This window comes from Romboutsia sp. LXY-2 (assembly GCF_056171995.1).
In genome coordinates this window covers 87,365-99,762 of record NZ_JBKFGI010000009.1, presented here as the reverse complement: position 1 = coordinate 99,762, position 12,398 = coordinate 87,365, and the positions used below count along the sequence as shown (strand labels likewise).

Annotated in this window: 10 protein-coding genes, 1 pseudogene and 1 riboswitch; of the genes and pseudogenes, 2 read left to right on the top strand and 9 right to left on the bottom strand. The window is 28.9% G+C overall.

Annotation, left to right across the window (positions count from 1 at the left end; translation table 11 throughout):
• From ACI48P_RS15930 to ACI48P_RS15920, 3 genes and pseudogenes are all read right to left on the bottom strand, one after another.
• Positions 1 to 1,590 (bottom strand): annotated as a pseudogene (locus tag ACI48P_RS15930) (hypothetical protein); the annotation flags it as partial.
• A 101-nt stretch (positions 1,591 to 1,691) separates the two neighbouring features.
• Positions 1,692 to 1,775: riboswitch (cyclic di-GMP riboswitch) on the bottom strand.
• A 135-nt stretch (positions 1,776 to 1,910) separates the two neighbouring features.
• Positions 1,911 to 2,756, bottom strand: a complete 846-nt coding sequence (locus ACI48P_RS15925; RefSeq protein ID WP_475217514.1) for a YitT family protein — start codon at positions 2,754 to 2,756, stop codon at positions 1,911 to 1,913.
• A 222-nt stretch (positions 2,757 to 2,978) separates the two neighbouring features.
• Positions 2,979 to 3,407 (bottom strand): N-acetyltransferase, encoded by a 429-nt coding sequence (locus tag ACI48P_RS15920; protein ID WP_475217512.1) that lies wholly within the window; start codon positions 3,405 to 3,407, stop codon positions 2,979 to 2,981.
• A gap of 201 nt (positions 3,408 to 3,608) precedes the next feature.
• Here ACI48P_RS15920 and rbr point away from each other — a divergent pair, with 201 nt between their 5' ends.
• Positions 3,609 to 4,145, top strand: coding sequence for a rubrerythrin (rbr, locus tag ACI48P_RS15915; RefSeq protein WP_475217510.1), 537 nt, complete (start codon positions 3,609 to 3,611; stop codon positions 4,143 to 4,145).
• A 114-nt stretch (positions 4,146 to 4,259) separates the two neighbouring features.
• Positions 4,260 to 4,640, top strand: a complete 381-nt coding sequence (locus ACI48P_RS15910; protein ID WP_475217508.1) for a Fur family transcriptional regulator — start codon at positions 4,260 to 4,262, stop codon at positions 4,638 to 4,640.
• A gap of 321 nt (positions 4,641 to 4,961) precedes the next feature.
• Here ACI48P_RS15910 and ACI48P_RS15905 read toward each other — a convergent pair whose 3' ends face one another.
• From ACI48P_RS15905 to ACI48P_RS15880, 6 genes are all read right to left on the bottom strand, one after another.
• Entirely contained in the window at positions 4,962 to 6,281 is a 1,320-nt protein-coding gene (locus ACI48P_RS15905; protein WP_475217506.1) for an HdeD family acid-resistance protein, read from the bottom strand.
• Positions 6,282 to 6,401: 120 nt separating this feature from the next.
• Positions 6,402 to 8,564 carry a M56 family metallopeptidase gene (locus ACI48P_RS15900; RefSeq protein WP_475217504.1) on the bottom strand — a complete coding sequence of 721 codons (2,163 nt, stop codon included), beginning with the start codon at positions 8,562 to 8,564 and terminating at the stop codon, positions 6,402 to 6,404.
• Positions 8,565 to 8,584: 20 nt separating this feature from the next.
• A complete protein-coding gene (locus ACI48P_RS15895; RefSeq protein WP_475217502.1) occupies positions 8,585 to 8,950 on the bottom strand; it encodes a BlaI/MecI/CopY family transcriptional regulator in 366 nt (121 codons plus the stop codon).
• A gap of 151 nt (positions 8,951 to 9,101) precedes the next feature.
• Positions 9,102 to 9,575, bottom strand: coding sequence for a MarR family winged helix-turn-helix transcriptional regulator (locus ACI48P_RS15890; RefSeq protein WP_475217499.1), 474 nt, complete (start codon positions 9,573 to 9,575; stop codon positions 9,102 to 9,104).
• 38 nt (positions 9,576 to 9,613) lie between these two features.
• On the bottom strand, positions 9,614 to 11,014 hold the full coding sequence (locus tag ACI48P_RS15885) for an MATE family efflux transporter (protein WP_475217498.1): 1,401 nt from the start codon (positions 11,012 to 11,014) through the stop codon (positions 9,614 to 9,616).
• Positions 11,015 to 11,256: 242 nt separating this feature from the next.
• Complete coding sequence (locus ACI48P_RS15880; RefSeq protein WP_475217496.1) at positions 11,257 to 12,384, bottom strand: M20 family metallopeptidase; 1,128 nt, start codon at positions 12,382 to 12,384, stop codon at positions 11,257 to 11,259.
• Positions 12,385 to 12,398: the final 14 nt, after the last annotated feature.

Below are 12,398 nucleotides of genomic sequence, written 5' to 3'. Positions count from 1 at the left end.
TTCCGGTTTTGTTGGATCAACTGGCACTTCCGGTTTCGTTGGATCAACTGGTACTTCCGGCTTCGTTGGATCAACTGGCACTTCCGGTTTCGTTGGATCAACTGGCACTTCCGGTTTCGTTGGATCAACTGGCACTTCCGGTTTCGTTGGATCAACTGGTACTTCCGGCTTCGTTGGATCAACTGGTACTTCCGGTTTCGTCGGTTCCTCTGGCACTAAAGGTGTTTCCTCTTTTTCTGTTTTAACTGTGTTACTTACTCTATTACCGTCTTGATTGTAAAGAGTATTTGAAACAGTCGTCCCAGGTTTTACATTTGAAAAATCTGTTACTATTTTTATTTCTTGTCTAACATTTTCTTCTAATGCTTTTTTATTAGTTATATTAACAATGTGTGTTTTCTCATCATAATTTACATCAAAGTAATCTGTCTCTTCACTTGAAACATATTTAACATCTCCATGTAATTTATCAAATATATTTATTCCACCTTTATCAAATCTATTGCTATTTTCAAATACTATAGTATATGTAACGATTTGATTAGGATCATTATGCTCTATAAAGTTTCTATCTACTTTTTTATATCCAATAGTAGATCCAGAATAATCAAATGGAATTACTTCAAATTCTTCTTTTCCAGTTAATCTGACTCCATTTTCTGTATAATCTATTTTTGCTGTATTCAAAAGTTCCATTGTATCATCTAAAATTTTTACTGTATATTCTATTCTATACATATTAGTGTCAGATTTAGTTATTAAGTTATCATAATTTAAATTTCCTAAATCAACGAGAAAATTATCTTTTGACTTTTTTATATCCTTTACTTTATCTCTAGCATCTTTTATTTGCATGCCATAAGGACCGTTATAATACCTTTTAATTTTAAGTGAATCTTCTACTAATTCCATACCATAAGGTAATTGGTCACTTACAATTACCTTATCTAAACAACCATTTTTAGTATTTACTTCTATTACGAAATCAACCGTCTTGCAACCTGGTTTAATTTCTCCGCGTTGTGCAGCTACTTGTGTGTAGTAATTATTCTTAGGATTTGTCGGTGCATATTTAATTAAAACTCTATTTTCTGTACCTACTTCCCCATGTCTTTCAGGGCTTATTGTTATGGTGCTACTAGATTTTATATCTCCTTGGGATACAGTTACCGTAGCATCGATATCGTAGTTTGTATTATTCCTCGCCATGGCCCCTAATCCAAAGTATCCTTGAAAGCCTAACCTAACATTCTGTCCAAATACAAGTCTATACACCCTATCAGATACTTTCTGTATTTCTTTGAAATGCTTATTTCCTTCCCATCCAATTTGTACATTTTCAAGTCCTTTAGGAATTTGGACTTCCATATAGTCCCCTTCTTTTAATGCTCCATTGTTATTGATGTTGTAATCAACTTTAAATTTCACATATGAACCTGATTCTACCTTTTGAGAATCAGTAGTAATATTTACTGACATATGACTACTGGTCTCTGTAGCAAAAACTAGGCCAGGATTAAAGTTGTATACTAGGTATATAAATGCAAATATAAAACATAATAACCTTTTTACACCATTCCTTTTACTCATTTCTGTTCCCTCCATTGATTTTAATTTTTATAGTCTTTTTTTGCCTAGTGTTTATTTCATAGTTAAATGAATTATATTTAAAACAAAAAAAGACTATGATTAAAAATCATAGCCGGTTGCATCACTAACTCAACATACTCAAGGTGCCCATATTAAGAGTATGCTTCAACGTTTCTATGTGTAAAATTGTACTTAATGATGTAATTGATTATATCAGTCCTAAGGCACTTTGTAAATAATTGGTATGATTTCTTACTTATTTTTTTTCAAATTTTCTTATAAATTCTTCTTTCTCCAATTAACTAGTGTCTTTTATTCATCTATAGCGCTTTTACTTTAAACCCTCCACCTCTTACTTCATCTACATTATTAATAGATACAAATGCATTTTCATCAGTTTCATATATTAATTCTTTTACCTTAATAACTTGATTCGATGATACTATACAATAAATTAACTTCTTTTTATTATTCGTATACGCACCTTCAGCTTCTAAGAAAGTAACTCCTCTATGTATCTTAGTCATTATGGCTTCAGCTATTTCTTCATATTTATCTGATATAAGCAAAATAGATTTCTGTTTATTAAAGCAATTTTTTGCAGCTTCTAATGTTACAGACGTTATGTACATAGATACTATAGTGTACATAGCCAGCCTAACACCAAATATCATCCCACCAGCACACACTATTAATGTGTTTATTAATAAAAATGTTAATCCTATAGGTATATCATACTTTATTTTTAAAATAGCTGTAACAATATCCATTCCACCTAAAGATGCATTAGCTTTAAAAATTAATCCTAATCCTATACCTACAAAAACTCCTCCAAATATTGATTGCATCATAATATCATCGATATTTATAAATGCAAATAAATCTTGTGTAAATCCTAGTGCTATAGAATATATAATCATATTTATTAAGCTACTGTAGAAAAACTCCTTATCTACATATTTTCTAGAATATAAAAATATAGGTATATTTATTACGAATATAAAAATACCCATATTAATATTGTACATATAGTCTACAAGAACTGCTATTCCGGCAAAACCATTACTAAGTAAATTTGCCGGAGCCAAGAATCCATTGATTCCTATAATTGATAATATAATTCCTACAGTAATTAATAAGATTCTAATAAACTTATCTTTCCCCATTTAATTTCTCTCCTTTTTATATAATTAGCCCCCTAAGATAATTATATATCAATTACTCATACTAATAGTTGTATACATATATATCACCTAAAATTTATTTGTATGGTATTCTGTATCTGTAGGTAATCTATAATAACTAGTATCGAAATTTATTTTCCAATTTATTTCCATCATTCTATATCCTTGTTACTTATTATATCAAAAGTATAAAAACACACTTTATTAGAGTGTGCTTTCCATAATATATTCTATATATCCCGAGTCTTCATTATTTTGTTCTTTAATTATCTTAAATCCTCTATTAATATAAAACTTAACTGATTTATAATTATCCTTATATACTGCTAAATTTAATTTTTTATATCTTGCTAATGTGTAATTTATTAAACATTTACCTATGCCCTTCCCTTGTGATTCTATATCAACGAATAAAGCACCAATAAACTCATTATTTATAACACTTATAAATCCTTTTATAATATCATCCTCTTCATATACAAAAGTATTCGATATTGGTATGTACACATTTTTTACAGTATCATAGTTAATCTCCCAATATTGTTTTTTCATGAATTTATGAGCTTCTATAGTACTTTCTAGCCATATTTCCATTATTTTATCTATATCTTTATTTTCTAATTCTCTAATCATAATATTCACCCTTTCTATATATCTATATTTAAATATTAACATTATTAATTCTATGTTACTAGGTTCATAAATAAATCTATATTGATCTTGCACAATATTTAAAAGTTTCTAACCTATCATAAAAAATTGTTGACAATAAATCTAAAGATGGTTAATATAATAATAGTAATCATTACTACTATTACTCAGGAGGTATTAACTATGAATTTAAAAGGAACTAAAACAGAACAAAACTTAATGGCCGCTTTTGCAGGTGAATCTCAAGCTAGAAACAAGTATACTTACTATGCTTCTCAAGCTAAAAAAGAAGGTTACAACAAAATAGCTGCAGTATTCGAAGAAACTGCTCATAATGAAATGGCTCATGCAAAAATGTGGTTTAAGCTATTACATGAAGGTATTCCTACTACTGAAGAAAATTTAAAAGATGCTGCTAGTGGTGAAAACTACGAGTGGGTTGATATGTATGAGCAATTTGCTAAAGATGCAGAAGAAGAAGGATTCACTCAAATAGCATTCTTATTAAGAGCTGTTGGTAAAATCGAAAAGCAACACGAAGAAAGATACTTAGAACTATTAAAGAATGTTCAGGAAGAAAAAGTATTTGCTAAAGAAGAATCAGTTGAATGGAGATGTATGAACTGTGGCCATGTTCACGTAGGACCTAAAGCATTAGCAAAATGTCCAGTATGCGACCATCCTCAATCATACTTTGAAGTAAAATCTGAAAAATTCTAATTGTATTAATATGTATTCCTAAACTTACCATACAATAATAATTGACAATCAGGGTATATTTTTTTAGAATAATATTAATAATAATTACTATTATTATTCTAAAGGAGGAATGTTATGAAGTTCTCAAAACAACGAAAACTAATTCTGGATACAATACTTGAGAGTGATATACATCCTACAGCTGATTTTATTTATAATCATCTAAAAAAAGATAACCCTGAATTAAGTTTAGGAACTGTGTATAGAAATTTAGCTCAATTAGTTGACAATGGCTTTATAAGTAAGGTTAGCATGCCTAATCAACCTGATAGGTTTGATAAAAATGTAAGTTCACACGCTCATCTAATTTGTAATAGTTGCGGTGAGATTTATGACCTTGAGTCAGATACAATAGATAAGTTTATTAATTCTGTTTCAGAAGAAGAAAACATATCTATTACTTCCTACGACATCATTTTTAATGGTATCTGTAGAAAATGTAAAAAAAATTCTTAAAATATATAATTTAATTTATCGCAAAAAAACTTCTCTTACCTATATTATGGAAAGAGAAGTTTTTATTTTAAGATAGATTAGATTGCTGAAAGTATTATTTTTTCAGTTATTTTAATATAATGGTATGCTAAACTTACTTGTTAATAACTTTGTATAATCCACAGCTATTAAATCAAATTTTAATCATTAAGATGCATTTTCATATTAAAAATGGTGGATATCTTAACTTAATTATTGATAACGTTATCCTAATCAATAATGAACTATAATTCTGATAAAAAAAGACACTGTTACTCTTTTAAAGTAAAGCGTCTTTATAATTTATAAACATTTCTCTTCTTTTAAACTTACAGACTTATCCGTGTAAATATTTCTTGTTACAACCATGCTATTTCTTTTGGCAAATTCATTTTTCAAGTATTCATAGTAAGCTCCTGGTGTAATTATTCCACTAACCCCTAAAATATCCGTTCCACAACGTCCTATAACACTATCTGCTAACAGTACACAATTTGTATTTAATCCAAAATAAGTTTTAAATTTACCCGACTTAAATTTGAAAAACTGTGCACCTGTAGATTTATATAGCATACTTGCATAATCTGTATACTTACTCATATCTTCGTCCTTGTTTGCTAATACTACTGGAGGCTTCCATTCCACTAAATCTGATTTTATATCTTTAATTCGATTATCTATACTAAGCTTTTGAGCTTCATTTAATTTTAGCCCATAGCTAAATAGTGTCTTTTTGCCATAATTAATACAAAAATCAATATATTTTTCTTTATCACAACTAAATAGTACTCCTCTACCTACCATACCATATAGCTTATAAGATGATTCATCATAATTACCATAAGACATCATCTCTCCATTATAAAACAAATCTACATGGCCTACTACACCAACTCCACTAGGAGTTACATGTATAAATACTTCTAAATCAGGTTCTTCATTGTTTTCACTACTTATTCCTATATCGTTACTAACATCAAAATATTCATTTATTTTTTTTAATACTCTATGTGGCATTAGTGCTACAAAAAACACAGGTAATGTTATTCTAACTTTACGCTTTATCTTGTTTTTAGTTTTTTGTGGTATTATTTCACTAATAAAATCTTTCATAAAATCTAGTCCAAATAAAAATAAATATATTGATATAATAAATAAAATTCCATTTAAATGTATCAAAGGATCTAGTAATGATGTAACCCCAAATACAAAGTAAATTATACACTTCATTACTAAACCTAACTTTACATTTATATCGTTTTTTAAATATATAGCTATAGTAATTAGTTTAGCTATGCCATTTAGTATTAAATATAGTGCAAATATTATTGGTAATATTGATAGTGATACATTAGGTAATAACAATAAGCTAGTTCCTAATATTAAATTTAACATAGATTGACTTAAAGTCGCATTATTGGCTACATCATCTTTTTTATTTACAAATACACTTATAATTTGAGATACTCCATTTAATATAAATGCAAATGATATAGCTTTCATTACCATATTTAAAAAATCTGCTCTTCCATATAAGGTAACAATTCCTACTACAATTAATGATATTCCAGTAAAAAATAGATTTCCTCTATTTATATATGATTTATTTACTGCTATTCTCATGGGGACCCCCTTATGCAATATATATATTCTTCTAATTAGATTCTTTAAGATATTTCAATAAAATTATATCATCTTTTTCTTTCTATATATACATATTATTACATAATTAGAGTTATAAATTTATTGTACTAACTCAGGATTTACTCCGTTAATTCTATATTTATATTGCTCAATAAGATTGTCATTATCATCTTTCTTTGTATAAGATATCACATCATATCCAGCGTCTCTACTGTGAGATTGTTCATAAATATATCTAACACCATCGATTATTTCTTCTCTATTTCCAATCCAATATGGATAAGCAAACAAATCCTCATTTTCAATTAAAGTATTTGAAGCGTTAATATTAATATCTGCTAATTCTTTTTCTACTGGCTCAGCTTGAACCTTAGCATTTCTCCCTATACTATCTAAGTATATTTGAGCTTGCGCTTCTTGTTGCCTTTCTATTGCATCTTTGTATTTAGAAGCGTCATTTAAGACAGCTTTATGTAAATGTTTAGGGAACATCTTCTTTATTGAGCTTTCATTGTCAGCTCCATCCATAGGCAATTCAGTGTTAACATGAGTTAGATTTCCATTTTTATCTTTTGAAAAATCCATCACCATTGGAATCGATCCATACCCTGAAATTATCGTAAAAATACCATTTTCAAACCCAAAGCTACCTCCACTACTAATTAAGTATACTTTAAGAGAATTTTCACTTTCTTCTTTTTCTAATATTACATGTCCCTCTGTTGCTACTTCCCCATCTTTACTTATTTCCCTTGAATTAATTAATGCATTTGAAATTAAGTAATCTAAATCCCCTATATTATTTAAGCTCTTTTCTATAACAAATTTTCTAAAGGATTCTATATCATTTCCTACAGAATTTATATCTATATTAAGCCTTTGGCTAATCTCTTCTCTTGAATGTTTTAATACAATCTTATCATTTCCTATTTCAACCTCATATTGGACATATCCTAAATTGCTTATTAGTGAAAATAATACTGCACTATTTGAATATATATCATTTTCTAATTTTACAAGTTCATCACCATTCTTGCCTTTTATAGTATAAGACATATTCAAACCATAAGGTTCTGTTTCTGTCTGCAACTCAATTCCTTCATCCTTATACTTTGATAGTGGTAACTTATTTACTAAATTACTTATGTTGCTTGCATCTCCAATATATTGTGATTTATAACTATATAACTCATCTATATAATCTTTTTCTTCACTTTCTTTTTGACTTGTAAGTAATATTACACCTAATAAGATTATTGCTATCATACCAAATATAGTGAATACTAGCTTTTTATTCTTATTTAGTTTCATATTTTTAATCATCTCTATCCTATTTTTAACAGTCTTTTTATCTTCGATAATACCCAACACTCCAGGTGTGAATTTTGAAGATTTTATTTTTTCTAATACTGTTAATATTGCCTTTCCGTACTCCTTATGTTCTTTATCATCAAGATTTTTAAGTACTATTTCATCTGTGCCTAATTCCATGTCTTCTCTAATTCTTTTAAAGAGATACCATATTGCTGGATTAAACCAATGAATAGCTTGAAGAATTAATAAAATATAGTTAAATAATATATCTTTCCTTTTGTAATGAGCTAACTCATGTAAAAATATATACTCTAATTCTTTGTCTGATAGATTTATCATAGAACTAGGTATTAGGATTTTTGGTTTTATTACTCCAAATAGTGAAGGTGTATTTACAAAATCATTTACAACAACTTTAATATCTCTATTTATAGCCATTTTATTTTTACACCTATCTAAATTTTCTTCTATACTATTTTCATTGTCTCTATTGTTTAATCTAATCTTCTTACATAAGAAAATCTGTGAAAATAACATTACAGCTATTATATTTATTGTTCCTATTATCCATATAAAAGGTAAATAATCTTTGATGCTACTTTCAATATTTCCACTTATATCTATATTATTATTGTAACTTCCAGTTACAATATTATTTTCTGATTCTTGTATACCTGTGTTTTCTTTATTTCCTGCTTGTTCATAATATTCATTAGTATTTTCAGCATTATATTTATAAACATTATAAGCTGGTATTTTATTGAATATACTTATATTACTTTCTGGACCTACTGGTACTATAAGTTTTATTATAAGCAACATCCATATTAAATAATGAAATCTTCCATTAAGCTTCTTTCTTAAAACTTTTTTAGTTACAAGTATAAATACTCCAACTATAGTTCCGTAAAAAGAAGCCTGTAATACAATATCCCATAATTTTTCCACTTTACCCCTCCTTTAACCCCTTAGTTCTCTTCTTCAAGGAGCTTTTTTAAATCATCAATGTCTTCTTTTGATAGTTTTTTATCTTTTATAAAACTAGATAACATTAGATTTATTGAGCCATTATAAAGCTTTTTTAGAAAAGATTCATTTGCATAGTTTTTATATTGTTCTTCACTAATTTTTGGATAATATATGTATGATTTTTTATTACTTTTATCTACCTCTATAGCTTCTTTTGTTACTAGCCTTGTTATTAAGGTTTGTATAGTTTTTGGTTTCCAGTCACTATTATTTTCTAGGCTTTCGATGATCTGTGCACTTGTCGCACTATTTAACTTCCAAAGTACTTTCATTACTTCTAATTCTGATTCTGTTATTTGATTCAAAGTTATCCCTCCTCAGCTTACAGTTGTAATCTTAATTACATATTACATTTGTAATCCATCTATGTCAACTATTTAATTGTAAAAAACTCTTATAAGGCAATTCCAAACATAAAAAGACGATATAAAATCCTTATATCGTCTTCATTAGCAATTATTCTATATTACTATTTTTATTTTTATGGTCTTTTTCATGCCTATACTTTTCTTGATTTATTGACATCTTTTTAAAAATATACTCTAAGCATTTAATTTCTTCCGTATCTAGACATCCAATCAGCCTTTGTTCCCAATCTCTACCAATTCCCAGGATCTCTTTTTTCTTTTCTATAGCTTTATCTGTTAAGAAAATCTTATACTTTCTTTTGTCATTTTCGTCAAGTACACGCTTAACATAACCTTCTTCTTCTAACTTCATAATAGCTCTTGTTGTCGTGGCTTTATCTACAGACATTTTCTCTGTTAGCTTATCATGGCTTACTCCATCTTCTAGATAAAGTGAAAACAAAAACTGATATTGTCCTGATCCAATGCCGTAATCTTTATATTCTTTTGATAAAAAACTTGCGCCTAATCTATAGAAGCTACTAATATAACTTGCCATAGATTGATCTTTACTTATATTCAAGTCATCACCTCATATTTTATAGGTTATAATGACATATATTATACTACAGCTTCATCGCCATTAACAAGAGCTTCTCCATCTTCATTTTTTCCAAGACTTTTCATTTCTCTAAATATAACTATCCCTGATATACAAACTGCAATACAATCTGCAACTGGTCCTGCAAGCCATACACCTCGAAGCCCCAGAAATCTTGGTATTATTAAAAATGCTGGTATAAGAATTAAAACCTGTCTTGATAAACCTATAGCCATAGCTTTTTTAGGTTTGCCTATAGCTTGATAGTAGTTTGATGCTGTCATTTGTATACCTATAACTGGTAGAGCTATAAGATAGATTTTTATTCCTTCTACACCTATAGCTATTAGCTCTGGATCTTTCGTAAACATACCTATAGCCTTTTCTGGTAAGAATAATATTATAAAAGTGCTTAAAAGCAATATTACCGTACAAGAAATTAATCCATAAACGTAAGTTTTCTTAACACGGTCATATTTTTTAGCTCCATAGTTGTATCCTATTATAGGTTGTGCTCCTTGATTTAAACCAAATACAGGCATTATAAATATACTACACACTGATGTTATAACTGCCATAGCACCTATAGCTAAATCCCCTCCATATGTCATAAGAGCTCTATTTGCAACAACTTGAACAGCACTTCCTGCAACCTGCATTATAAATGGTGCCATACCTATCATAAATATTCTCTTAACTATTGTTGACTCTAATCTTAAGTCAGAATACTTAAGCTTCAAAGTCGATTTTTTAGATTTTGTAAAATATAATATTACCCAGCATCCTGCTATAAATTGAGATATAACTGTTGCATATGCTGCACCTTGTATTCCAAGGCCTAATCCAAATATAAATATTGGATCTAGTATTATATTTATAGTAGCACCTATTATCATGGTAAACATTGCTATTTTGGGATTGCCATCTGAGTTTATAGAGTGGTTAAGTCCAAATGCACATAAATTGCAAATTGTACCTATCATTAAAGGTCTTAAGTATGCAAGTGCAAATGGCATGGTACTTTCACTACCGCCAAAGAATGATACTATTTGTGTAGCAAATATATTACCTAATATAGCTACTGTTAGACTAGCAATTATTATACATACAAAACCATTGTTTAAATATTTTTGAGCTCTTTTAAAATCACCTTCACCAAATGATAGTGATATACTTGCTGATGTACCTATACCAACAAGCATTCCTATACCTGTTATTATTGACGTTATAGGCATAGTTACTCCTACCCCTGTTATAGCAAGCCCTCCTATATCAGGTATATTTCCTATATACATTCTATCTACTACGTTATATAACATGTTTACAACCATACCTATAATTGCTGGAATAGCAAATTTCATAAGCAATCCAAATATAGGTTCAGTTCCCAGTTCTACTTGACTACTGCTCGATTGACTCATCCTTTACCTCCTTAATACACTATTTAAACTTTATTTTTTTAACATAATATACTATAACACCATTTCATTGCGTACGCAACATCTTTTCATTGCGCACGCAACATTATTTAAGAATATTTATCACTGCGTCTAAGCTTCATAATTTATTCAAATCATTGATGCTAAAATGTAATCTCTCTAAACACAAAAAAATCTGTATTAAAACAAATTTTAATATTGTTTCAATACAGATTTTTTATTTATTATTTTAAATTAACTTTATTAGTTAGAACATCATATCCTGTATAAGCTAATGCTAGTGCAGCCGTTAATAATCTTTCATGTCCAAATTCAGTCACTGTAGCATCTGCCAATTCTCTACTATGGCCAGTTATATGACACTCTGATATTCCTATATATGGATGAATTGTTGGAGTTATATGACTTACATTACCTATATCACTTGATCCTGCAGACTCTTTTTCTCCTATTTCAGTAATTCCAAGACTTCTTAAGTTTTCATTAAATGCCTCTGATAAGTTTTCATTAGTTTTTAGATTGTCATATGGTAATTCATATCTTTCCATATGAAGTGTTGCTCCTGTCATAAGAGCTGCACCTTCTGCAATCTGCTTCACTTTTACTAATACATCTTCTAAGGTTTCCTTCTTTGCTGCTCTAAAATAAAACTGTGCAGTTGCTTCATCTGGAACAATATTTGCAGCTACACCACCACTAGTTATTATTCCATGCATTCTAACATCTGGTGTCACATGTTGACGTAGAGCATCTATTCCGTTGAATAATTGAATAACACTATTTAGAGCATTTATTCCTTCATGAGGACTTGCTGCTGCATGAGCCGTTTTCCCTTTATATGTAAATTGTAGAGGATAAAGTGCTATAGTATCCCCACTTTTTGTTGTATTACTTGAAGGATGTACCATCATAGCACAATCTAGTTCATCAAATACTCCATTTTCTGCAAATATTACTTTAGCTCCATTAGTTTCTTCAGCTGGAGTTCCATATACTATAATACGTCCTCCTACCTCATCTAATATTTTACTTAAAATAACACCTGCTCCTGCTGACATTGGTCCTATCATATTATGTCCACAACCATGTCCTATTTCTGGAAGCGCATCATATTCACATAAATATCCAATTGTTGGACCTTCCTTATTACTATCATAAGTTGCTCTAAATGCTGTATCTATGTTTAAAAATTTTCTTTCTACAATAAAACTGTGCTCTTCTAAGAAAGATATTAATGTTTCAGATGCTTTGTACTCTTCGTTACCAAGCTCTGGATTATTATATAAAAATTCACTTATTTCTGCTAATCTATCTTTTATTTTTTGACCTTCATTTAATAATATTTTCTTCATTAAAAATTCCCCCT

Excerpts from the sequence above, each read along its gene's own strand:
- ACI48P_RS15925 (WP_475217514.1), bottom strand. The coding sequence starts at position 2,756 with ATGGGGAAAGATAAGTTTATTAGAATCTTATTAATTACTGTAGGAATT.
- ACI48P_RS15920 (WP_475217512.1), bottom strand. The coding sequence starts at position 3,407 with ATGATTAGAGAATTAGAAAATAAAGATATAGATAAAATAATGGAAATA.
- rbr (WP_475217510.1), top strand. The coding sequence starts at position 3,609 with ATGAATTTAAAAGGAACTAAAACAGAACAAAACTTAATGGCCGCTTTT.
- ACI48P_RS15910 (WP_475217508.1), top strand. The coding sequence starts at position 4,260 with ATGAAGTTCTCAAAACAACGAAAACTAATTCTGGATACAATACTTGAG.
- ACI48P_RS15905 (WP_475217506.1), bottom strand. The coding sequence starts at position 6,281 with ATGAGAATAGCAGTAAATAAATCATATATAAATAGAGGAAATCTATTT.
- ACI48P_RS15885 (WP_475217498.1), bottom strand. The coding sequence starts at position 11,014 with ATGAGTCAATCGAGCAGTAGTCAAGTAGAACTGGGAACTGAACCTATA.
- ACI48P_RS15880 (WP_475217496.1), bottom strand. The coding sequence starts at position 12,384 with ATGAAGAAAATATTATTAAATGAAGGTCAAAAAATAAAAGATAGATTA.